At 62.6% G+C, this 22,840-nt stretch carries 22 protein-coding genes; 6 read left to right on the top strand and 16 right to left on the bottom strand.

Annotation, left to right across the window (positions count from 1 at the left end; translation table 11 throughout):
- Positions 1–19 precede the first annotated feature (19 nt).
- Genes HQ843_RS14295 through HQ843_RS14285 form a run of 3 tightly spaced genes read right to left on the bottom strand, consistent with a single transcriptional unit; the run spans position 20 to position 3,176 of the window.
- On the bottom strand, positions 20–397 hold the full coding sequence (locus HQ843_RS14295; protein WP_180897693.1) for a Na+/H+ antiporter subunit C: 378 nt from the start codon (positions 395–397) through the stop codon (positions 20–22).
- Positions 397–816, bottom strand: coding sequence for a Na(+)/H(+) antiporter subunit B (locus tag HQ843_RS14290; RefSeq protein ID WP_180897694.1), 420 nt, complete (start codon positions 814–816; stop codon positions 397–399). The genes HQ843_RS14295 and HQ843_RS14290 overlap by 1 nt, the downstream gene beginning before the upstream one ends.
- Positions 813–3,176, bottom strand: a complete 2,364-nt coding sequence (locus HQ843_RS14285) for a putative monovalent cation/H+ antiporter subunit A (RefSeq protein WP_180897695.1) — start codon at positions 3,174–3,176, stop codon at positions 813–815. The genes HQ843_RS14290 and HQ843_RS14285 overlap by 4 nt, the downstream gene beginning before the upstream one ends.
- Before the next feature lie 223 nt (positions 3,177–3,399).
- On the opposite strand from HQ843_RS14285, the gene msrB reads away from it, so the two are divergent.
- Positions 3,400–3,813: a peptide-methionine (R)-S-oxide reductase MsrB gene (gene msrB, locus HQ843_RS14280; RefSeq protein ID WP_180902192.1), complete on the top strand. Its 414-nt coding sequence runs from the start codon at positions 3,400–3,402 to the stop codon at positions 3,811–3,813.
- Positions 3,814–4,203: 390 nt separating this feature from the next.
- Here the strand turns inward: msrB and HQ843_RS14275 are convergent, their stop codons facing one another.
- Both HQ843_RS14275 and HQ843_RS14270 read right to left on the bottom strand, forming a co-directional pair.
- Positions 4,204–5,478, bottom strand: coding sequence for a PleD family two-component system response regulator (locus HQ843_RS14275; RefSeq protein ID WP_180897696.1), 1,275 nt, complete (start codon positions 5,476–5,478; stop codon positions 4,204–4,206).
- A gap of 10 nt (positions 5,479–5,488) precedes the next feature.
- Positions 5,489–5,860, bottom strand: a complete 372-nt coding sequence (locus HQ843_RS14270) for a response regulator (protein ID WP_180897697.1) — start codon at positions 5,858–5,860, stop codon at positions 5,489–5,491.
- Positions 5,861–5,994: 134 nt separating this feature from the next.
- On the opposite strand from HQ843_RS14270, the gene HQ843_RS14265 reads away from it, so the two are divergent.
- From HQ843_RS14265 to HQ843_RS14255, 3 genes are all read left to right on the top strand, one after another.
- Complete coding sequence (locus HQ843_RS14265; protein WP_180897698.1) at positions 5,995–6,291, top strand: DUF3572 domain-containing protein; 297 nt, start codon at positions 5,995–5,997, stop codon at positions 6,289–6,291.
- Positions 6,288–6,941: a hypothetical protein gene (locus HQ843_RS14260; protein ID WP_180897699.1), complete on the top strand. Its 654-nt coding sequence runs from the start codon at positions 6,288–6,290 to the stop codon at positions 6,939–6,941. Before HQ843_RS14265 ends, HQ843_RS14260 begins: the two co-directional genes overlap by 4 nt.
- Positions 6,942–7,010: 69 nt before the next feature.
- On the top strand, positions 7,011–8,321 hold the full coding sequence (locus tag HQ843_RS14255; RefSeq protein WP_180897700.1) for a DNA polymerase IV: 1,311 nt from the start codon (positions 7,011–7,013) through the stop codon (positions 8,319–8,321).
- Positions 8,322–8,800: 479 nt separating this feature from the next.
- Here the strand turns inward: HQ843_RS14255 and xsc are convergent, their stop codons facing one another.
- The 6 genes from xsc to HQ843_RS14225 form a co-directional block, all read right to left on the bottom strand.
- Positions 8,801–10,582, bottom strand: a complete 1,782-nt coding sequence (gene xsc, locus HQ843_RS14250; protein ID WP_180897701.1) for a sulfoacetaldehyde acetyltransferase — start codon at positions 10,580–10,582, stop codon at positions 8,801–8,803.
- Positions 10,583–10,593: 11 nt separating this feature from the next.
- Positions 10,594–11,985: an NAD(P)/FAD-dependent oxidoreductase gene (locus HQ843_RS14245; RefSeq protein ID WP_180897702.1), complete on the bottom strand. Its 1,392-nt coding sequence runs from the start codon at positions 11,983–11,985 to the stop codon at positions 10,594–10,596.
- 12 nt (positions 11,986–11,997) lie between these two features.
- Entirely contained in the window at positions 11,998–12,402 is a 405-nt protein-coding gene (locus tag HQ843_RS14240) for a nuclear transport factor 2 family protein (RefSeq protein ID WP_180897703.1), read from the bottom strand.
- A 16-nt stretch (positions 12,403–12,418) separates the two neighbouring features.
- Complete coding sequence (locus HQ843_RS14235) at positions 12,419–13,759, bottom strand: TRAP transporter large permease (protein ID WP_180897704.1); 1,341 nt, start codon at positions 13,757–13,759, stop codon at positions 12,419–12,421.
- Positions 13,759–14,316, bottom strand: a complete 558-nt coding sequence (locus tag HQ843_RS14230) for a TRAP transporter small permease (protein WP_180897705.1) — start codon at positions 14,314–14,316, stop codon at positions 13,759–13,761. Before HQ843_RS14230 ends, HQ843_RS14235 begins: the two co-directional genes overlap by 1 nt.
- Positions 14,317–14,531: 215 nt before the next feature.
- Positions 14,532–15,533 (bottom strand): TRAP transporter substrate-binding protein, encoded by a 1,002-nt coding sequence (locus HQ843_RS14225; protein ID WP_180897706.1) that lies wholly within the window; start codon positions 15,531–15,533, stop codon positions 14,532–14,534.
- 123 nt (positions 15,534–15,656) lie between these two features.
- On the opposite strand from HQ843_RS14225, the gene pdxR reads away from it, so the two are divergent.
- The gene (pdxR, locus tag HQ843_RS14220) at positions 15,657–17,138 is read left to right on the top strand and encodes a MocR-like pyridoxine biosynthesis transcription factor PdxR (protein ID WP_180903230.1); all 1,482 of its coding nucleotides are present in this window, start codon (positions 15,657–15,659) and stop codon (positions 17,136–17,138) included.
- Positions 17,139–17,344: 206 nt separating this feature from the next.
- Here the strand turns inward: pdxR and nusB are convergent, their stop codons facing one another.
- The 5 genes from nusB to HQ843_RS14195 form a co-directional block, all read right to left on the bottom strand.
- Positions 17,345–17,812, bottom strand: a complete 468-nt coding sequence (nusB, locus tag HQ843_RS14215; protein WP_180897707.1) for a transcription antitermination factor NusB — start codon at positions 17,810–17,812, stop codon at positions 17,345–17,347.
- 99 nt (positions 17,813–17,911) lie between these two features.
- Positions 17,912–18,394, bottom strand: coding sequence for a transcriptional regulator NrdR (gene nrdR, locus HQ843_RS14210; protein ID WP_180897708.1), 483 nt, complete (start codon positions 18,392–18,394; stop codon positions 17,912–17,914).
- Positions 18,394–19,698: a serine hydroxymethyltransferase gene (gene glyA / locus HQ843_RS14205; RefSeq protein ID WP_180897709.1), complete on the bottom strand. Its 1,305-nt coding sequence runs from the start codon at positions 19,696–19,698 to the stop codon at positions 18,394–18,396. Before glyA ends, nrdR begins: the two co-directional genes overlap by 1 nt.
- A 148-nt stretch (positions 19,699–19,846) precedes the next feature.
- Positions 19,847–21,133 (bottom strand): L,D-transpeptidase family protein, encoded by a 1,287-nt coding sequence (locus tag HQ843_RS14200; protein WP_180897710.1) that lies wholly within the window; start codon positions 21,131–21,133, stop codon positions 19,847–19,849.
- Between the two features lie 122 nt (positions 21,134–21,255).
- Positions 21,256–21,642: a DUF6163 family protein gene (locus HQ843_RS14195; RefSeq protein WP_180903228.1), complete on the bottom strand. Its 387-nt coding sequence runs from the start codon at positions 21,640–21,642 to the stop codon at positions 21,256–21,258.
- 146 nt (positions 21,643–21,788) lie between these two features.
- On the opposite strand from HQ843_RS14195, the gene hemB reads away from it, so the two are divergent.
- Positions 21,789–22,811 (top strand): porphobilinogen synthase, encoded by a 1,023-nt coding sequence (gene hemB, locus HQ843_RS14190; protein ID WP_180897712.1) that lies wholly within the window; start codon positions 21,789–21,791, stop codon positions 22,809–22,811.
- Positions 22,812–22,840 lie beyond the last annotated feature (29 nt).

Here is a 22,840-nt window from a genome sequence, read left to right as displayed (position 1 = left end):
TCAGTCTTGATATCCCCGTTCAGTAGCCGAGCGGCGGCATGGGCTGGTCCCTTGGCTCCGCGGCCCGCATATCGTCGGTATCATCGGTATTGAGATCCTGATAGGCGCGGTAGGTCAAAACCAGAAGGAAGGCAAAGAAGGAAAACGAGATCACGATCGCCGTCAGGATCAGTGCCTGCGGCAGAGGATTGGCGGTTCCCGATGGCAGCATGTCCATGCTCTTGGGAATGATCGGCGGCACGAAGCCGGTGATCCGTCCGGCGGTAAAGATCAGCAGATTGACCGCATTGCCGAGAATGGCGATGCCCAGCATGATGCGCACGCTGTGACGCGACAGCATCAGATAGATCGCGGCGGAAAAGAAGATGCCGACGAGGCAGGAAAGCACGAATTCCATCAGACATGGTCCCTTTCTTCAAGGGCCAGGAAGATCGACGAAATCGACCCGAAGACCACGAGATAGACGCCGATATCGAAGGTGGTGACCGTCGAGATCGGCACTTCCACGCCGTAGATCACCGGATAGATCCAATGCGCCGTCATGAACGGCGTGCGGGCGAAGATCGAGACGAACCCCGAAAGCGCCGACATCAACAGCCCTGCTCCGGCAATCGACAGCGGATGGAAATAGATCGCCCGGCGCACCGCCGAAACCCCCATCGCGATCCCGAAGATCGCGATGGCCGAGGCAGCGATCAGGCCGCCGATAAAGCCGCCGCCTGGGGCATTATGGCCGCGCAGCAGAACGAAGATCGAAAACAGCAGCATCAGCGCCGACAGAAATGGCGCCGTCGTTCGGAAAATCAGCGTATTCATCGGACCTCGCTTTCTGTCGGCTTCCTGGGCTTGGTGCCGGTCCTGTCGTTGCGCACCCGGATCAGCGCCAGAATGGCAAGACCGGTGATCATCACCACGGCGATTTCACCCAGCGTATCCGTCCCGCGGAAGTCGACGATGATGACATTGACGACGTTGTGTCCGTGGGCGATCGCCTTCGAATAGGTATTGAAGAACTGCGACAGCGCGTCATTGAACGGAACCTGGGTCGCGCGCATCAAAAGCAGCGAGAAACCGAGCCCGCACGAAACGGCAATGACGCCGTCGAACAGCCTTTGCTCCATGGCGCGGTGGTCGGAGGGCGTCAGGTTGAGGCGGGTCATCACCAGCGCGAGGATAACCACCGACAGGGTTTCGACCATGAACTGGGTAAAGGAAAGGTCGGGCGCGCCGAGCAGCAGGAACAGCAAGGCCACTGCAAAGCCCTGAAGGCCGAGCGTCACGATCGCCGTCAGGCGGTTATGCGCGCCGATCACCGCGCCGAGGCCGATGACGGCGAGCAGCAGGATAACCCAATGGGCGAGGTGAAGTTCGTCCGGCAGGCCCGGCCAGACCGGCAGTTCGCCAAACGAGACCAGCGATACCAGCAGCACGGCGGCAACGAGCGTGAAGGTGGCGGTGATATAGAATTCCAGCCGCCCCGGCTGGATCGTCTGCGTCACCCTGAACGACAGCCTGACCATGCCGCGCATGAAACTGTCGAACCAGAGGTCGGGTCCGGGGCCGAGGCGCGTCAGCATGACGGCAATCACCGCCCGCAGCGCATCGAGACGCCAGTAGACCACCAGCGCGATCGCAACGGTGAACGCGGAAAGCGCCAGCGGTACGCCGATATGGGGGACCAGCGAGAGGTGGATGCTGACCGGCTCGCCGGCCACGGCACTCGCCATCGGGCCCGAAAAATGGCTGTTGAAATAATGCGCGAACACGGCCGCGAGCAGGCCCGCGATGGCAAGCGTCACCGGGCCGAGCCACATCAGCGCCGGCCCCTCATGGGCGTGTTTCGGCGTCTCGGTCGCAGCGCCGATGAACGGCTTCAGCCCGACCCCGAAACCGACGGCGAACATCAGCGCATTGCCGATGATCGCGACGATCAGAAACACGGTCGCGACCATTGTCCCGGCGTCCAGCGCCTCGTAGATGCCCTCCTTGGCGAGAAAGCCGACGAATGGCGGCAGGCCGCCCATCGATATCGCACCGGCAAGCCCCGCCGCAAACGTGATCGGCATCGCTTTCGCCAGCCCGCCCAGCTTTGTCAGATCGCGGGTGCCGGTCTCGTGGTCGATCAGGCCGGCGACCATGAACAGCCCGCCCTTGAACAGCGCGTGGGCGATCAGGTAGAGTACCGCCCCCTCGACCGCATGTTCGATGCCCATGCCGGTCATCATCACCATCAGCCCGAGCGAGGCGACGGTTGTGTAGGCAAGCATCAGCTTCAGATCGGTCTGGCGAACGGCAAGCACCGTGCCGACCAGCAGCGTGACGCCGCCGAACACCGGCAGAACCGTCATCCAAGCCGCGGTATCGCCCATGACCGGATTAAGCCGCATCAGCAGGTAGACGCCGGCCTTCACCATGGTGGCGGAATGCAGATAGGCCGAAACCGGGGTGGGCGCCTCCATCGCGTTCGGAAGCCAGAAGTGGAACGGAAACTGCGCCGATTTGGTAAAGGCGCCGCCCAGGACCAGAATGAACGCCACCAGATAAAGCGGGCTCTGCCTCAGCACATCGCCGCTGCCAAGAAGTTCGGAAAGCCCGTTCGTCCCGGTAATATGCTGGATCGTCAACACGCCGGCGAGCAACGACAGTCCGCCGCCGCCGGTCACCACCAGCGCCTGGATCGCGGCACGGCGGGAGGCAGCCTTCTCGTGGTCGAAGCCGATCAGCAGGAACGATGTGATCGAGGTCAACTCCCAGAAGATGAACAGCATCAGCAGCCCGTCGGAGATGACCACCCCGAGCATCGCCCCCATGAACATGAACATGAACGACAGGAACCGCGCCTGCTGCGGATGGCCCTTCATATAGCCCCCGGCGTAAAGCACGATCAGCGTCCCGATGCCGGTGATCAGCAGCGCGAAGGTGAGCGAAAGGCCATCGATAAGGAAGGCAAAGCGAAGCCCGAGGCTCGGCACCCAGTCGTAACCGCCGGTCAGCACCGCGCCTTCAGCGATCCGCGGCACGAGGCGCGCGAACTGGATCAGCGAGAACAGCGGCAGCAGCGCCAGCAGCCAGGGCGCGTAAGACTTGAAGATGCGATAGAAGATCGGAGAGAGAACCGCCCCGATCAAGGGCAGAAAAAGAGCCAGAAATATAAGTGTCGTCTCACTCGGCGACATAGCATCTCCAAAAATTATTCTGCCGGGGTGGCCGTGCAGCCGAATGCAAAGCGTTACTTGAATATTATCATGCGCTCAACCGCGTCCAGGGTTTTTTCGCAGGTGCGAAGCCGAAAACGCCATCTCCGGCGGTCTCTCCGACAAGGCATTGCTTTTCCTGAGGCTACGACACATCTATCCCTTCAAACAGCCATTAAACGTCAAAAACCGGTGGAGCGCGACTTTGACAGACATCAATAAACAGAAAAAACCCGCAAGCGAACAAGAATGGCGCGACAAATTGACGCCGGAACAGTTTCACATCCTGCGTGAACACGGCACCGAACGCGCCTTTACCGGCCCGTACTGGGACAGTTTCGAGACCGGAACCTATTACTGCGCCGGCTGCGAAACACCGCTTTTCCGTTCCGATACCAAGTTCGATGCCGGATGCGGCTGGCCGAGTTTCTTCGAGCCTGTCACGGAGGGCGCGGTGATCGAACTGCGCGACTCGTCGCTCGGCATGGTGCGGACCGAAATCCGTTGCGCCACCTGCGGCGGCCATCTCGGCCACGTCTTCCCCGATGGCCCGAAACCGACCGGCCTGCGCTATTGCATGAACGGGCATGCGATGCATTTCGTGCCTGATGAAAAATAAGCCCTGCGGCGGTTCGCCTTGGGGCCGCCCGGCATTGCGCGTGTATGCGACAGCGCTAACATGAGAGCGGCCGACTGACGGCGAGGGCACGAGGAAGCCCGGTTGCCATCAGCCGGCCGACCCCACGAGATCAGGAGATGCGGCGGACCTGAGCATCATGGGGTAACTGCAAAAAGCAGCTTAAGTAAATTTGAATGCACGCAGAAAATAATCAACTGTTTTTAACTGTTCGCTCTCGATTCAGTCTATTTTATGGTTAATAGCCTGAGGATTATTCGATTTAAATTCTGAGATTGCCGGAAGGTTCGGCTGAGCGCTTGCAGCGACGTGAATACCGATTTTCCAGGAGGTTTGAAAATCGACAGATCGGGAATGATCGGATTCTCGGCTTCAGCCCACTTCCATGAGCGCCGATTTGAAGACAGGAACATGGTCGCCATCCGCGGGGCCAAGCAGGCCGGCGCGGGCGCGTTCGTCGGCGATCTGCCGCCAGCTTGCGTCCAGCATGGTATGCAGTGCGTGTATCGCGTGTTCGGCATCATCCCTGCCCCGGTCGGGGTAAAGGATTGCGAACAGCCCGGCCTCGACATGGCTTGCCGCCTCGCGCCCCCTGAGATGATAGCGGATCAGCGATGCCACGGCCTCGGCGCTCTCGTCGGCCACATTTTCAGGCACCCTGAGCACGCCCATGTAAAGCGGCTCGCCGGCCTCGCTTGCCTCGCGCTTCAGCGTGTTCAGGGCGCGGGCGAAGCCATCCGGCGCCAGCAAGCCGTCGCTTGCCTGAACCGGCGATACCGCCTCGGCGGCGTCGGTCATGCCGGCGCCCATGGTCTCGATAAAACGCTTGCGGCGCAGGTGCAGAAGCGCCCGCAAAACCAGTTCTTCGGTCTGGCCCGGCCAGTCCATGCAGTCATCGGCGCTGCGGGCGGCATCACTTGAGACGACGGACAGGCCGCCGGGCTCGGAAAGCGCGAACAGCGGCACGAAGCGCATGCCCGGCACGCAGCGAAGCTGGCCGCATATCCGCATGGCATCGGAAAGCGCCGAGCCGCCATGAACCAGCACCAGATCGAAACGGTGGCTTGCCGCCAGATAAAGCGCTTCCGGCAGGTCGCCGGTCGCGATCGTGGTCGTCAGCGACAGCATGGATTTGAGGATATCCCGCCTGAGCGCCGCATCCTCGGCGACGACAAGCACCTTGACATTATCGTCCGGCACCGCATCGGCATGGGTGCGGGAAGCAGCGCGTTCCCATGACCCCGCCTCCTTTTGCAGCGCGTGGTAGCGCAGCAGCGCCGAAATCCGCGCGGCCGCCGCATTCAGATTATGCTCCAGCCCGATCACGTCATCGGCGCCGGCGCGAAGCGCGGCAAGCCTGAGGCCGGCATCGGCCCTTTCCGGCGTGACGATCGCGACCGGGGCGGCGATGCCGGAATCGTGTTCCTTCAGGATCGCGCAGCAGGAGAGCGCCGGCGCCGCATCGTCGTCATCGACGGCGACCAGAATGAGGCTTGCGGCATTGACCGCCGCCATCATGCCGTCGCTGTCGGAAAAATCGGCCTGGTAGAAGGCGACCGGCCACGAGCTCAGCATCGCGGCCAGCGTCTGGGCCACAGCCCCCTCGCCGCCGATCAGAACGATGCTTTCTTCGCCGAAGCTGTTCACGGTCGTTTCCTCAGGCATCGCCCAGATAGGTCTTCACGGTCTTGATGAAGTTCGGAACCGAGACCGGTTTGGAAAGATAGGCATCGCACCCGGCATCGCGGATGCGCTCCTCGTCGCCGCGCATGGCAAATGCGGTAATCGCGACGATCGGTATCTTCGCCAATTCGGCGTCGGCTTTCAAGCTGCGGGCAATGTCGATGCCGGAGCGCTCCGGTAACTGGATATCCATCAGAATCAGACCAGGTTTGAACAGCCGCGCCAGTTCCACCGCATCGGCGCCCGTGCGGCTTTCCACCGCCTCATATCCGGAAGCCTCGACCAGATCGCGAAACAGTTTCATATTCAAATCGTTATCTTCGACAATCAGAACCTGTTTCACCATCTGACGCAATCCCCTGGCACCGGCCGCTGGTCCGGCTTGCAACGCGCCGGTGAAACGCTAGAATCGCTCTCACCGAATTATGAGCGCATCATCGACCAAGTTTAGGCCGATTTGGTTAAGAAACGGAAATCCGCGTGCAAAATTTTACCGATCAATCCGAAAATCATTCGCCCGAACAAGCGCTCGCCGTCGAAATTCTGACATGGCTTGCCGGCGAGCCGGAGCTTTTGAGCCGGTTTACCGCGCTCACCGGCGTCAATGCCGGCGAATTGCGCGCGCTTTCGCAAAGTCACGGCTTCGAAGCGGCCATGATCGGCTTCATCGCCGGACACGAACCAACCCTGATGGCGTTTTGCCATGATTGCGGCGTCAAACCGGAAACGGTTTCCCGTGCGTGGCAGAAGCTCGAATATGACGGACAGGTCGATTGAACAGCGTTGTCGATGAAGATCTTCCCAACCTCGAAATCGGCGACCGCCCTCTGGTGGTCGTCGATGTCGACGAAGTCGTGCTGCAATTCCTCAACCCGTTCAAGGCCTTTCTGAAGGCGAACGGGCATGAACTGGTGCTGGAAACCTTCAGCCTGAACGGCAATGTGACCTGCCTTGCGACCGGCGAGAAAATTCCCGATTCAGACGTCGGCGCCTTTCTGGCCGCGTTTTACGATGCCCAGGAAGAATGGCAGGAGCCGTTCGAAACCGCGCGCGAAACGCTGGACGGGCTCACCGAGATCGCCGACGTTCTGCTGCTCACCGCCATGCCGCCGCGCCATCGCGATGCCCGGCGTCGCCTGCTTGCCCGCTTCGACCTCCGCTTTCCGCTGATCGCCTCCGAGGAGCCGAAGGGCGAGGTCCTGAGCGCGCTTTGCAGGAAAGACCCGCCGCTTCTGATCTTCGTGGACGACATGCTCTACAATTGTCGCTCGGTTGCCGACTGTCTGCCGGAGGCGCTGACGATCAACCTTTTGATCAACGACGACTACCGCGCCATCGCGCCGAAGACGGAGGCCCCGTCGGTGGTCGCGACCGGTTGGGACCACGCCGACCGGCTGATCCGCCGCCATATTGCCGAAAACGGTTGATCCACGCCCCGCCCCTCCTTGCCTTCCGCAAAGCACGGCGGTAATTTCGGCTGTTCAACTTTTGTTCTGATGACCATGGCCGAGACGACGCCCATTTCGGAAGGCTTGTGCCGTGATTGCCTGAGAGCGGTCGCGGATGCGGCCCGTCGTTGCCGGCATTGCGGCAGCCCCCGGCTGTTGCGCCACAGCGAACTGCATGCGCTGTCGATCGCCCATATCGATTGCGATGCGTTCTACGCCGCGATCGAAAAGCGCGACAATCCCGAGCTTGCCGACAAGCCCGTGATCATCGGCGGGGCGAAGCGCGGCGTCGTCTCCACCGCCTGCTACATCGCCCGCATCAGCGGCGTGAAGTCGGCGATGCCGATGTTCAAGGCGCTCGAGGCCTGTCCGGATGCGGTGGTGATCCGCCCGAACATGGAAAAATACGCCGCCGTCGGACGTCAGTTGCGGGCCATGATGCTGGAACTGACGCCGCTGGTCGAACCGCTGTCGATCGACGAGGCGTTTCTCGATCTTTCCGGCACCGGACGGCTGCACCGGGCAAGCCCCGCGGTCACGCTCGCCCGCTTTGCCAAGCGCGTGGAGGCGGAACTCGGTATCACCATTTCGGTCGGCCTTTCCTATTGCAAATTCCTCGCCAAGATCGCCTCCGATCTTCACAAGCCGCGCGGCTTTTCGGTGATCGGCGCGGCGGAAGCCAGAAGCTTTCTCGCCGACAAGCCGGTCGGCATGATCTGGGGCGTGGGCAAGGCGTTTACCGAGACGCTGAAGCGCGACGGCATCACCACGATCGGCCAGTTCCAGACCATGGAGAAGAACGAGCTGCTGCGCCGCTACGGGGTGATCGGCCCCAGGCTTTACCACCTCGCGCGCGGCGAGGACACGCGCTCCGTCAAGCCGGAGCGGGGCGCGAAAAGCATCTCCAACGAGACCACGTTCAACACCGACATCTCCGATCTCGAGGAACTGAGCGCCATTTTGCGGCGGCTGAGCGAGAAGACCGCGCGCCGCGCCAAGGCCGCCGGCTTTGCCGGGCACACGGTGGTGCTGAAACTGAAGACCGCCGACTTCAGGATCCGCACCCGTAACCGCCATCTGAGCGCGCCGACCCAGCTTGCCGACCGGATATTCTCCAACGGGCTGTCGATGCTGAAGAACGAGACCGACGGCACCAGATACCGCCTGATCGGCATCGGCATTTCAGACCTCTGCGATCCCGCCACCGCCGACCCGCCGGACCTCGTCGATCCGGGCGCCGCCAAACGCGCCGCCGCCGAGGGCGCGATCGACCGCCTGCGCGGCAAATACGGCCTCGCCGCAGTGGAGACGGGCTACACCTTCCGGCCGGACAAGCCGAAGGCGGATGGGCGCGGTTGATTTTGTAGTGCTGCGGAGCATTTCGAGTTGAAACGAGTTGGAAGCCCTGTCCGGCCTACCGGAAATCGAAAGCCCCGCAGCCATAATCTCCCTCCTTGAGGGCAGGGCAATCGCATATCGCTTCGCCGCACAGCCCCCAAACCTTCTCGCCCCGGAGGGGAGAGATGTCGCGACAGCGACAGTGAGGGGCGAGACCATCCCCGCGAACGCCCTCACGGGACTGACATGCTGCCTCACCCTCACTCCCCCTTTCGGGGGTATCTCTCCCGCAAGCGGGAGAGAGTATTGGGAGCAAGCCGCAAGGCCATACGCGATTCCCCTGCCTTTGTGGGGGAGATGTCGCGAAAGCGACAGAGGGGGGTACAGGGCACAAGCCGCAAGCTCCGAACGCCCGGAAAGGGCTCACCCCTCTCTGCCCCTGTCGGGGCATCTCTCCCTCAAGGGGAGAGATTGTTTTCTGCAAGGCCTCAGGCCACCACTCAGGCAGCGCCCTTCTGCGGGCGCATGTCGCCGGCGTCGATGCCGGCGACGACGACGGGTTTCTTCATCGCGTCGCGGCGGAAGGGTTCGCCGAGCTCCTGGTTGAGAAGCACCTCGATGAAGGTGGTTTCCTTGTTCCTGAGCTGCCGTTCGACGGCCGCCGAAAGCGCCTCGGTCAGTTCCTGCTGGCTGCGGACCTGAATGCCGTGGGCGCCGCAAGCCCTGGCGATGGCGGCATAGGACGTGTCGCGGTCGAGTTCGGTTCCGACGAAATTATTGTCGTACCACAGCGTGGTATTGCGCTTTTCCGCGCCCCACTGATAGTTGCGGAAGATCACCATGGTGATCGCCGGCCAGTGATCGCGTCCGCAGGCGGTCATCTCGTTCATCGAGATGCCGAACGCGCCGTCGCCCGCAAAGCCGATCACCGGCGTATCGGGATTGCCGATCTTGGCGCCGAGGATCGCGGGGAAGCCGTAACCGCACGGGCCGAACAGGCCGGGGGCGAGATATTTGCGGCCCTTCTCGAACGATGGATAGGCATTGCCGATCGCGCAGTTATTGCCGATATCGCTGCTGACGATCGCCTCCTGCGGCACCGCCTGCATGATCGCCCGCCAGGCCTGACGCGGCGACATCAGGTCGGAATCGCGGGTCCGCGCGCCGGAATTCCATTCCGTGCCCGGATCGTCGTCCTCATGGTCGAGGCTCGTCAGTTCCTGCGCCCAGCGCGATTTCGTCTGGGCGACCAGATGCTTGCGGTCTTCGCGCCCGGCATCGCCGGCGGTTCCGGAAAGCCCGGCCAGAATGCCGCGCGCGACCTTGCCCGCATCGCCCTGAATGCCGACGGTCACCTTCTTGGTGAGCCCGATGCGCGAGGCATTGATGTCGACCTGAATGATCTTCGCGTCCTTCGGCCAGTAATCGATCCCGTAGCCCGGCAGCGTCGAGAACGGATTGAGGCGGGTGCCGAGCGCCAGCACGACGTCGGCCCTGGCAATCATCTCCATGCCGGCCTTGGAGCCGTTATAGCCGAGCGGGCCCATGGCCAGCGGATGCGAGCCGGGAAAACTGTCATTGTGCTGGTAATTGCTGCAGACTGGAGCATCGAGCCGTTCGGCAAGCGTCACGAGATCCGGGATCGCGCCGGCAAGCACCACGCCGGCGCCAGAGAGAATCACCGGAAACTTCGCTTCCGAGAGAAGCTTCGCGGCCTCCGCGACGGCCAGTTCGCCGCCGGCGGGACGTTCGAAGGCGACGACCTGCGGCAGATCGACATCGATCACCTGGGTCCACATGTCGCGCGGAATGTTCATCTGCGCCGGCGCGGAATTGCGCCAGGCTTCCATGATCACGCGGTTCAGCACTTCGGGAATGCGCGAGGCGTCGCGGACTTCCTCCTGATAGCAGACGCAATCGGCGAACAGCCGCATCTGCTCCATTTCCTGAAAACCGCCCTGCCCGATCGTCTTGTTGGCGGCCTGCGGGGTCACCAGCAGTAGCGGGGTGTGGTTCCAGTAGGCGGTCTTGACCGGGGTCACGAAGCCGGTGACGCCGGGACCGTTCTGGGCGATCGCCATCGACATCTTGCCGGTGGAACGGGTAAATCCGTCGGCCATCAGCCCGGCATTGGTCTCATGGGCGCAATCCCAGAAGGTGATCCCGGCCTTTGGAAACAGGTCGCTGACGGGCATCATCGCGGAGCCGATAATGCCGAATGCATGTTCGATGCCATGCATCTGCAGAACTTTGACGAATGCTTCCTCGGTGGTCATTTTCATCGGTGTTTTCCTTAAGTCCGTTCGTCACGGTAGTGATAAAGTTGGTAGAGGCCCCATTGTCCGAGCCGGCGGAAGGGCGTTTTCCAGCCCTCGTGTTTCAGTTCCGAGCCGTAGATCGGAAGGTCGGGGATCGGCTCGCCGGCCACGAGCTGCGCCATGCGGCGGCCGGCCATGGCCGAATACATCACCCCGTTGCCGCCATAGCCGAGCGCGTAATAGGCGCCGGGCAGATCCGGCATGCCGGTGATGCGCGGCATCATGTCGTGGGAAACATCGACCCAGCCCCACCAGCTGTAATCGAGTTCAATGCCGGCAAGCGCCGGGAACTTGCGCGCCATCGCATCGCAAAGCCCCTTCAGATGCGCCGGGTTGGAAGCGTCCCGCCCGGTGATCGCCGCGCGAGAGCCGATCTGCAACCGGTTGTCCGGCAGCAGGCGGTAGTAGTTGCGCAGCGTGCGGGTGTCGGTCAGGGGCGACAACTTCTTGATGCCGACGGATTGCAGTTCGTCATCGGTCAGGACCCTTGTGACGACGCTGTTCGACATGATCGGCAGCAGCCGATCCTTGACGCGTGGATGCAGGCCGCGCGGCGCGTAGGCGGCCGTGGCAACGGCCACGCGCTTGGTGCGCACAACGCCGCCCGGGGTCTTCAGATGGTGGACGCCGTTCCTGTATTCCCAGCCCTGAACCGGGCTGTCGGTGTGAACCTTCGCGCCGAGTTCGCGGGCGACCCGCAGATAACCGAAGGCGAGCTTGGCGGCGTGAATGCCGGTGCCGTCCGGCTCCCACATCGCGCCGTGGGCCTCCATATCGCGGGCGACCGTTTCATGGACTTCCTCACGGCCAAGCATCCGTGCGCCATAGCCGAACCTGTCATTGAGCAGACGCGTTTCGGCCTCCAGCGACGGCATCGCCGACGCCTTGTGAGCGATGTAATAATGCCCGCCATCCTGCGGCTCGCAGGCGATTGCATGGTCGCGGATAAGCCCGCGAAACAGGTCGAAGGCCTCGACGATCTCGTCGTGCAGGGCGCGCGCCGTGTCGAGGCCCCAGCGCTCGATCCACTGGCTGCGCTTCAGCCGGCCCGAGCTGATCTGCGCCTGGCCGCCATTGCGGGTGGAGCAGCCATAGGCAACGCCGTTGGCCTCCAGCACGGTCGCCTTGATGCCGTGCATCCTGGCAAGGTGTATGGCCGTCGAAAGCCCGGTATAGCCGGAGCCGATCACCACCGCATCGACGTCCATGTCGCCGGCGACGGGTCCGTCGTCCTCGGGCACTTCACCGGCCGTGCCGATCCAGTAGGTCGGCGCGTAATCGCTGCCCGGCCCGATGGCGCGGGCGGTCAGGGGATCATAATGCGGATCGAAGGGTTTCGATCCCAGGCGTTTCTCATTGACCTGCATGATCGTCTCACATCACTTGGCGGGTATGGCAGGGCGCTGCTTGCGGATCGCCTGCTTCTCGACGATCCGGCCGTCGCGGATCCGGAACAGATCGACGCCCTGCACCTCGGTGCGGGAGCCGTCGGGGTTGGTGGCGCGGAAGGTCCACTGGCTGACGCCGCGCGTGCCGTCCTCGGACAGGAAATGGCTGTGATCGGCCCACTGAACGTCCGGCATCGCTGTCCACACACCGACGAACGCCTTGGCGATCGCGTCCTTGCCTTCGATCCGGTTGCCGTATTCGTGATCGCCGGCGACGGTGAAGAACACGCAGTCATCGGCGAAATGGGTCATGACCCCGTCGATATCGTGGCGGTTGAAGGCATCGAATGTCGCCTTCAGGTCGTCTGCGGAAAGTTTCGGTTTTGTTGCAGTCATGGGAGTTTTCCTTGCCCTAGTAGCCCATCATTCGCGGCAGCCAGAGGGAGATTGCCGGGAAGCTGGCGATTATGAAGATTGCGATCACCGAGGCGATCGCGAACGGGATCGCGCGCAGGCTGATCCGCTCGATCGAGATCCCGGAAATGCCGGATGCGATGAACAGGTTCTCGCCAAGCGGCGGGGTCTGGAAGCCGACCGACAGCGTACAGATCATCACGATGCCGAAATGGATCGGGTCGATGCCCATCATGTAGGCGACCGGCAGCATCACCGGCACCAGGATCATGATCGCCGCCAGCGTCTCCATGAACATGCCGATGATCAGCAGCAGGCCGATGACCATGGCCCAGATCACATAGAGATTGTCGGTCAGCGACAGGATGCCGCCGGCGATCACGCCCGGCACGTCGTTTTCGACCAGAAGCCGGCCGAAGATCGTTGCCGCAAACAGCACCAGCAACACGCGGCCCGCAAGCCAGGTGGTGGTGTCGAGCGACTTGATCACCTGACGGACATCGAGTTCACGATAGATCACCGCGCCCACGAACAGCGTGTAGAAGATCGCCACGATCGCGGCCTCGGTCGGCGTGAAATAGCCCGAATAAATGCCGCCGAGGATCACCACCGGCGCAAGCAATGCCCAGAAGCCGTGATAGCCGGCGCTGGCGACGCGGCGCAGCGAAAACGGTTCATCCGAACCGTGGAAGCCGCGAATCCGGCAGCGGATATAGTTCATGGTCAGAAGGCCGCCCGCCATCACCACGCCCGGCAGGACGCCGGCGATGAACAGCTTGGAGATCGACACCGACTGGAATGCGCCATGCATCTCGACCGCTTCCGGCGGCGGCTGCATGCCCATCGCCGAAATGCCGAAAATCACCATCGGGATCGAGGGCGGAATGATGATGCCGAGACCGCCCGCCGCCGCCGTGACCGAGGCCGCATAGCCGGGGCCATAGCCCTGACGGGCCATCGCCGGGATCATCAGCATGCCGACGGCAGCCGTCGTTGCCGGGCCGGAGCCCGAGATCGCGCCGAAGAACAGACAGGCCATGACGGTCGCAGCGCCGAGCCCGCCGGTAAACGGACCGGCGAGGCTTTCCGCGAACGCGATCAGCCGGCGCGAGAGACCGGCCGCTTCCATCAGCGCGCCGGCAAGAATGAAGGCGGGCAGCGCCATCAGCGGGAAGGAGCCCACCGACGACCATGCCATCTGCACCATCTTGATCGGGTTGTCGCCGAGATAGAGCATGGCAACCAGCGAGGCGACGCCGAGCGCCACGGTGATCGGCGCGCCGAGCAACAGCAGGCCGAAGAACGATCCGAACAGAATTTCGATGAGCCAGCCGTCCATCAGGGATGCCTCCGGTCATAGGCGCGCTGTTCGTCGGCGGCAAATTCCATCGCGGCCTCGACGCTCGCTCTGTCCGGATCGGCCGGATCGATGCCCATCACCAGTTTCATGTAATTGACCTGAAGGATGCGGATCGTCATCAGCGTGAACGCGATCGGCAGCGCCAGATAGATGTAGCGCATCTCCCAGCCAAGCGTCTGGGCCTTCACGAACGGCTTCAGGCGGCCGATGAAATCGATCGATTCGATGATGAAAACGATGTTGAAGGCGATCCAGAACGCATCGCCGATCGCCTCGACGATACGGGCCTTTTCGCGCGACATCGCGTTCAACTGGAAAGTGACGCGGTTATGCGCCGCGATCCGCGCGGCATAGGACGCGCCGAAATAGGCAAACCAGACGAAAAGGATGACCGAAAGTTCCTCGATCCAGGTGATCGAGAAGCCGAACAACTGGCGGGCGACGATCTGTACGAACAGAAGCGTCACGAACACGGCCAGAAGCACGCGGCAGACATGGCTTTCGAACTTGTCGACAAATAACCAGAACGCGGACATGGGGGCCTCGGGAGGATAGGGCGTTGAAGGCGAAGGCGGAAAGGGGCGCGATACGCTATCGGTTTACGGCCTGCGCCCTCCTCCTCTCGTGTCATGCTCGGGCTTGACCCGAGCATCCAGGCGACACGGAACAGGCTGCCTGGACCCTCGGGTCAAGCCCGAGCATGACGCGGAGAGGGAGCATTGTCGCAAACCAAAAGCGCGCCCCTGCCCCGTTACTTCGCCGGTTCGCGACCAAGCGAGGTCAGCACGTTGTCCAGCACTTCCTTGCCGCCGATCTGCTCGTAGAACTGCGGCCAGACGGCCGTGGTGGCGAGATCGATGAACGCCTTTTCGCCATCGGCGGGATCGATGATCTCCATGCCGCGGCTGACGAGTTCTTCGCGGATCTTGGACTCTTCCGCCTTCAGGAATGCCGACGAGGCCTGGGTCGCGGCTTCGCCCGCTGCCAGCACCTGCTGCTGCTCTTCTTCCGAGAGGCTTTCAAACAGCGCCTCGGAGACGATCAGCGGCTCGATCGAGAAGATGTAGTGCAGGTTGGTGATATATTTCTGCACCTCGTCGAACTTCATCGCATAGACGGTCATGTAGGGATTGTCCTGACCGTCGACGACCTTCTGCTGAAGGGCTGCAAAGGTTTCGCCCCATGCCATCGGCGTCGGGTTGACGCCCCAGCTCTTGTAGGTCTCGATCATGATCTCGTTCTTCGGAACGCGGATCACCAGGCCCTGCAGATCGTCCACGGTCGAGACGGGCTTCTTGGAATTGGTCAGAACCCGGAAGCCGGAATAGGCCCAGCCGATGATCCGTACGCCGGCATCCTCGATGGTCTGTTCGATCATCTGCTGGCCGATCTCGCCCTGGGTCAGCTTTTCGGCGTCGTCCTGGCTGAGGATCACGTAAGGCAGCGTCAGCGTGCCGACGGAGGGCGAGAACGGGGTGATGTTGTTGATCGCGAGGATCGAGAAGTCGAGCGTGCCGGTGGCAGCCGCCGTCACGGTGTCCTGCTCATCGCCGAGCTGGCCGTTGAGGAACAGCTTGCCGGTCATTTCGCCGCCGGACTGCTCTTCCAGCGCTGCAACGAACGCCTTGCCGAGCGCTTCCTGGGTGCCGCCCGCGCCATCGCCGACGGCGATGCGGTATTCGGTGGCGGCGGCCGGCAGGCTGAGAGCGAGAGCGGCCACGGCGCCGGTCACAAAACGGGTGAGAATGGTCATTTGTCAGTCCCCTACTTTGGATAAATACGCCGCTGCGTTTGGTTCGCGGTCGTTTGACATTCGGCAAGATTGCAGCAAGCGCCGTTCCGCGATATGTCCAGATCGCAGCTTCGTTAGGTCCAGATGAAAAACACCATCGCCGCCGAAAGCATTTTCCTGCGCGCCACCGACGCGCCGACCCTGCAGGGACGGCTCGCCGCGGCATTGGTGCGCGCGATCCTGGAAAGCAGCGCGCGACCCGGCACCCGCCTGCCTTCCAGCCGGAAGCTTGCCGAAACGCTCGGCCTGTCGCGCATGACGGTGACGCTGGTCTATCAGGAGCTTGTCGGCCAGGGTTATCTCGAAACCCGGCCGCGCTCGGGCGTGGCGGTCGCCGCCACCGCCCCTCACCGCAAGCTGAAGGTCGCCGGCATGACCGCCGGCGACAAGCCGCTCGACTGGGGCCACTGGCTTTCCGGTCATCCGCCGCCGCGGCGCGTCATCCGCAAGCCGGCGGACTGGCGCAGCTATCGCTATCCGTTCATCTATGGCCAGCCCGATCCGCGCCTTTTCGATCACCACGCCTGGCGCGACTGCGCCCGCCGCGCGCTCGGCAGCCGCGATTTCGCCGAACTTTCGACCGATCGCTACGGCAGCGACGATCCGTTGCTGATCGACTACATCTGTTCCAACACATTGCCCCGGCGCGGCATCCATGCCCGGCCGGATGAGGTGCTGGTCACGCTCGGCGCGCAGAATGCGCTTTATATCGCGGTCGAACTCCTGTGCCGCGCCGACCGGCCGGCCGTCACCGAGGAGCCGGGCTACCCCGATATCGCCGAGACGCTGCGCCGGTCGCAAAGCCCGACCACCTTCCTGCCGGTCGATGGGCTGGGGCTCAATCCGGAAACGCTGCCGGAAGACACAAGGTTGGTGATGATCACCCCGAGCCACCATATCCCCACCGGCTCGACCATGCCGCTTGGCCGCCGTCAGGATCTGCTGAACCGCGCGGCGGCCCGGGATTTCGTGATCGTGGAGGACGACTACGATTTCGAGATGTCCTATCTCGGCCCGTCGGCGCCGGCGCTGAAATCGCTCGATACCCAGGGACGCGTCCTCTATATCGGCAGTTTCTCGAAGTCGCTGTTTCCGGGCCTCAGGATCGGCTATCTGGTGGCGCCCGCCCCGTTCATCGCCAAGGCGCGGGCATTGCGGACAATGCTGCTGCGCCACCCGCCCGGCCACCTGCAGCGCATCACCGCCTATTTTCTGGCGCTAGGCCATTATGACGCCCATATCGTCCGGCTCCGCGGAGCGATGGTGAAGCGGCGCGCGGTGCTGGAACAGGCGCTGGCGAAGAGCTGCCTCACGCTCGAAAGCGCGGCGGTCGCCGGCGGCGCCAGCGTGTGGCTGAGGGGGCCCGACGGGCTCGACAGCGCTCAACTCGCCGAGGATCTGAAGGCCGACGGCGTGTTGATCGAGCCGGGCGCGGTATTCTTCGAAAACCCGCCAGAGCCCTGCCCGCTGTTCCGGCTCGGCTACGGCTCGATCGATTCCGCCGATATTCCGCGCGGGATAGAACTGATCGATGCAGCGGTAAAACGGGCTGTTGTCGGGCGCTGAAGCTTGTGACGGAAAAGGCAATCAACCGGCGTCGATGCGGACCGGATTTTGCCGACGGCCCCGACGCAATCTCGACCCCACGATACACTGTATCTGGATTACACGTGTCCCGACGCAAAGCCGTTGTCCGCTTTTGCTGGACGCGCGCTATTATCCCCGGCGGGGCCGGCGCGAAGGCATCGCGCTCGGGGAATAGGCGTTCAGAATCAGTTAGCCTTGCGCTCGCCGCGTTCGCGCCGCGCGATGCGGTCCAGCACCGCGTTCACCAGCTTGCCCTCGTCGCCCTCGAAGAAGGCGGTGGCGATTTCGACATATTCGGTGACGATGACGGCGGTCGGCACATCGGGCTTCGACGTGATTTCGAATACGCCGGCGCGCAAAATGGCGAGAAGCGTCGAATCGAGCCGCGACAGCGTCCAGCCTTCCGAGATCGCGCCGGCGATCATCGGGTCGAGTTTCTTCTGGTCCTTGACGACGCCGGTGACGATCGAGCGGAACCAGCCCGGATCGGCCTTCAGATAGGTGTCGCCGTCGACCTCCTTGCCGAGGCGGTAGACCTCGTATTCGGCCAGCACATCGGCGAGCGCGGTTCCGCCGATATCCATCTGATAGAGGGCCTGAACGGCGGCGAGGCGTGCAGCACCCCGCTGATTGGCGGTCTTTTCCGTGGTCATGATACTCCTCGCATTCCGACAAGGATGCGGCCGCGATGCGGACTTCTCTTGCGCCGCTTAAACATGCGCGCGCGCTGCTTGCAAGTGTTTTGGTTGATTTCAGTCGTGCTCGACGCCGGTTTCGCGCGCAAGCTTGGCCGAGAATTCGGCGATGATCTCCTCGAAATCCTCCGTCGTGGAGAAATCGCGATAGACCGAGGCAAACCGCACGAAGGCGACATCGTCGAGGTTTTTCAGCGCTTCCAGAACCAGAAGGCCGATTTCCTCCGACTGCACCTCCGGCTCGCCCGAGCTTTCCATGCGGCGCACGATGCCGGAGACGGCGCGCTCGATCCTCTCGCGCTCGACCGGGCGCTTGCGGAGCGCGATATCGAAGGAACGCACCAGCTTGTCGCGGTCGAACGGCACCTTGCGGCCGTTCTTCTTGATTACGACGAGCTCGCGCAACTGCACGCGCTCGAACGTGGTGAAGCGCCCGCCGCAATCCGGACAGACGCGCCGGCGGCGGATCGACGTATTGTCCTCCGCCGGGCGCGAATCCTTGACCTGGGTATCAGGCGAATTGCAGAACGGGCAGCGCATCAGCCCATATAGCCATACATCGGGAAGCGCTCGGTGAGGTTGACCACCTTGTCGCGCACCGCCGCTTCAACGGCTGCATTGCCCTCGTCGGAGTTGGCTTCCTTCAGCCCGTCGAGCACTTCCACGATCAGCGAACCGATCTCGGAGAATTCCTTCTCGGTAAAGCCGCGCGTGGTGCCGGCGGGCGTGCCGAGACGGACGCCGGAGGTCACGAACGGTTTTTCCGGATCGAAGGGGATGCCGTTCTTGTTGCAGGTGATGTAGGCGCGGCCGAGCGCCGCCTCGGCGCGCTTGCCGGTGGCGTTCTTCTTGCGCAGATCGACCAGCATCGAGTGGTTGTCGGTGCCGCCCGAGACGACGTCGAGGCCGCCTTCCATCAGCGCGCCGGCCAGCGCACGGGCGTTCTTCACCACCTGCTCGGCATACTGCCTGAAATCGGGCTGCAATGCCTCGCCGAAGGCGACCGCCTTGGCGGCGATGATGTGCATCAGCGGACCGCCCTGAAGGCCGGGGAAGACGGCGGAATTGATCTTCTTGGCAATGTCGGCGTCATTGGTCATCACCACGCCGCCGCGCGGGCCGCGCAGCGATTTATGGGTGGTTGTGGTGACCACATGGGCATGCGGACACGGAGACGGATGCACGCCGCCGGCGACCAGACCCGCGATATGGGCCATGTCGACCATCAGATAGGCGCCGATCGAATCGGCGATCTCGCGGAAACGCTTCCAGTCCCAGATCCGCGAATAGGCGGTGCCGCCCGCAATGATCAGCTTCGGCCGCTGCTCCTCGGCCTTCCGGGCGACCTCATCCATATCGATGAGGTTATCGTCCTTGCTGACGCCGTAGGAGACGACGTTGAACCATTTGCCCGACATGTTGACCGGCGAACCATGGGTCAGGTGACCGCCCGAATTGAGATCGAGGCCCATGAATGTATCGCCCGGCTGCAACAGCGCCAGGAACACGGCCTGGTTCATCTGCGAGCCGGAGTTCGGCTGGACGTTGACATATTCGACGCCGAACAGCTTCTTGGCGCGCTCGATCGCCAGTTCCTCGGCGATGTCGACAAACTGGCAGCCGCCGTAATAGCGCTTGCCCGGATAACCCTCGGCATATTTGTTGGTCATGATCGAGCCCTGGGCCTCGAGCACGGCGCGCGAGACGATGTTTTCGGACGCGATCAGCTCGATCTCGTGGCGCTGACGACCGAGTTCCTTGCCGATCGCATCGAAGATGGCGGGATCGGTGTCGGCAAGCGAACGGTTGAAGAAGTTCTCGGTAAACGCGGTCTGACTGGTCATCGCGGGCTCCTCAGGGTTTCAGGCGGAAGCATTCCGTAAAGGCGATTGCGTTCTAACGCCGGCCTTCAAAACGTGCAATAGACGAATGCCGCCGCCAAGCATGGCTCAGCGGCGGCATTTTCAGAACGGAATACGAAAGAAGAACGATCTATTCGATACCGGTGGTGGTCTGCAGCGCCAGCTCCGGCGCGCCGTCGAGATTGTAGATGTCGTCGCGGAACTGCACGATCCCGTCCTTCGTCGACCATGCGGTGATGTAGACGAAATGGTTCGGCACAGGATCGGCGAGGTCCACCGGCGTGGAGATGCCGGCATGGATCGTCTCCTCGATCTTCTGGCGGTTCCAGCCGGGCGTGTTCTTCAGCAGCCAGACATCGAGGTCGCGCACGTTTTCGATGCGCACGCAGCCCGATGATTCGAAACGCAGCATGTCGTTGAACAGCGACTGGCTGGGCGTGTCGTGCATGTAGACGGCGTGCTTGTTGTGGAAATTGATCTTGGTCGAGGCCATGGCGCTGTTGGGACCCGGATCCTGGCGGAAGGTCAGGTTCGGCGCGGTCTCGGCATTCCAGTCCACCGTCAGCGGATCGACTTCCTGCCCCTTGTTGTCGTAGAGCCGGATCTTGTTGTCGACCAGATAGTTCGGGTCCTCGCGCATCAGCGGCATGATATCCTTCTGGATGATCGAGCGCGGCACGGTCCAGGGCGGATTGAAGATGATTTCGAAGATCTTCGAGTTCAAAAGCGGCGTCGGCCGCGACGGACGTCCGACAATGGCGACATTGCGCAGCGCCACGACGTCGTTTTCCACCGCTTCCGCATAAGCCGCCGGAATGTTGACCAGCACATAACGCTGGCCGAGATCGGAGCCGAGATCCTCGACGCGCGCCAGATTGGTTTCAAGCTGGGCAAGGCGCACGGCGGCGCTGACATTGAGCGCCTTCAGCGTGTACTCGTCGATATAGCCGGTCTGGGCGAGGCCGTGACGGGCCTGGAAGCGTTTCACCGCGCCCTGAACGTAGGAATCGTAGGAATCGGAGACCCCCGCTTCCTGCGGCAGGTCGCCGGAGACGATCAGGCGCTGACGCAACTGGCGCACCGACGGATCGTAGACGCCGAACTGCAGCGGCACGTTGGGATGGACTTCCGGCCAGCCGCCATTGCCATTGATGCGCTGATATTCCGCCATCGCCTGCATGATGTTCATCGGCGCGTTGGGACTGAGAATCGGCTGGTTGGAACTGACGGATGCCTGCGCGCTCGAGGTAACGGCGTCGAATTGCTCATCCCATTTGCCGCGGCCGGGCGTATTGATCAAAGCTTCGACCGCCGACTGCGCGGCGGCCAGCTTCGGCAGCACCACGACACCGGCAGCGGCGGCGATGAAACCGCGCCGCGAAACGGTCCTGCCGATCTTGTTCAGGTCTTTTGTCATAGAATCCAAATCTCTTCTGTCCCTGGGGCGTCGAGGACGCCTGCATGGATGCGGCCTCGCACATCAATATGGCCAATTATTGTCGGGTTTCAAACCGAACCCGGCACCATAGAGCGGCTATTCTAGCGCCGACGAATGAAAGCAAGGTAAATCCAGAAAGCGCCGTAGAGGCCAAACAACAAAATGTGAAGACTGACGAGCGCGGCGGCGGCCCCGGCGAGAGACATTTCGACGGCCGCCCCGATCGCCCACAACACCAGCCCCCAGCCCACACCGAACCAGAGCCCGGCCGCGGCCGCGGGATAGGCAACCGCCAGAACGACCTCGACGATGCGCTGATTGGAACTGACGAGATCGAACCGCCCCGTGCCATCGCCGGCAAGGCCGATCAGCTCCGCCCAGTTGTAAAGCGCGATCACCAACAGAAACGCGGCCACGCATCGCTTGAAGACCGTGAAGGCCATCTGCGAAAAACTGGGTTGTGGAGGGCGTTTCTGCTCGGAATTCATCGCGGCCTTATACCCCCAAAAAATGAACTTACAAACCCTGCCGAAACGCGTCGAAACAACAAAATGGCGTGTTTGTCTGATAAGCCCGACATGCTACAAGCCAGACCGAAACGAAGCACCGAAACCAAGCATCGGCGGAGAAGACGATGAGCGAGCCGAACGACAAGACCCATCTCGTGGACAGGATCACCGGTCACCGCCGCATGCGCCGCATCCGCAAGGCCGACTGGACGCGTCGGCTGGTGCGCGAAAACAGCCTGACGGTCGACGATCTGATCTGGCCGGTGTTCGTCATTCCCGGCGACAATATCGAGGAGCCGATCCCGGCCATGCCGGGGGTTTTTCGCATGAGCGTCGACCGGCTGGCGGAGGCGGCGAAAAAGGCCGCCGATCTCGGCATTCCGGCAATCGCGACCTTCCCCAATATCGAACTTGAAAAGCGCGACGTGACCGGGTCGGAAATCCTCAACCCCGACAATCTCATCAACCGCGCCACGCGGGCGCTGAAGAAGGCGGCCCCTTCGCTCGGCGTGATCACCGATGTCGCCCTCGACCCGTTCACCAGCCACGGCCATGACGGCATCCTGACCGGCGACGAGATCGTCAACGACGCGACCGTCGACCATATCTGCGAGGCGGCCGTCGCCCAGGCCGAAGCCGGCGCCGACATCATCGCACCCTCCGAAATGATGGACGGCCGCATCGGCGCGATCCGGGAGCGGCTCGACATGGCGGGTTTCCAGAATGTCGCGATCATGTCCTATGCGACCAAATTCTCGTCGGGGTTTTACGGCCCCTACCGTGAGGCGATCTCGACCAAGGGCCTGCTGAAAGGCGACAAGGCGAGCTATTACATAGACACCGCCAACGCCACCGAGGCGCTGCGCGATGCCGCGCTCGACGTGGAGGAAGGCGCCGACATGCTGATGGTGAAGCCCGGCCTTCCCTATCTCGACATCTGCTGGCGCCTCAAGGAGGCCTTCGGCCTGCCGGTGTTCGCCTATCAGGTCTCCGGCGAATATGCGATGATCAGGATGGCCGCCGAGCGCGGCGTAATCGACGGCGACCGGGTGATGATGGAAACGCTGCTGTCGTTCAAGCGCGCCGGATGCGACGGAATTTTGACCTATTTCGCGATCGAGGTCGCGGAAAAACTGGCAAAATCGTAGCCTTGAGGGGCCGGATTATTGCATTCCAC

The sequence above is a fragment of the Martelella sp. NC20 genome (genome assembly GCF_013459645.1).
Taxonomy (GTDB): domain Bacteria; phylum Pseudomonadota; class Alphaproteobacteria; order Rhizobiales; family Rhizobiaceae; genus Martelella.
The sequence above is the reverse complement of the archived record's forward strand: the minus strand, read 5'-3'. Positions and strand labels throughout refer to the sequence as shown.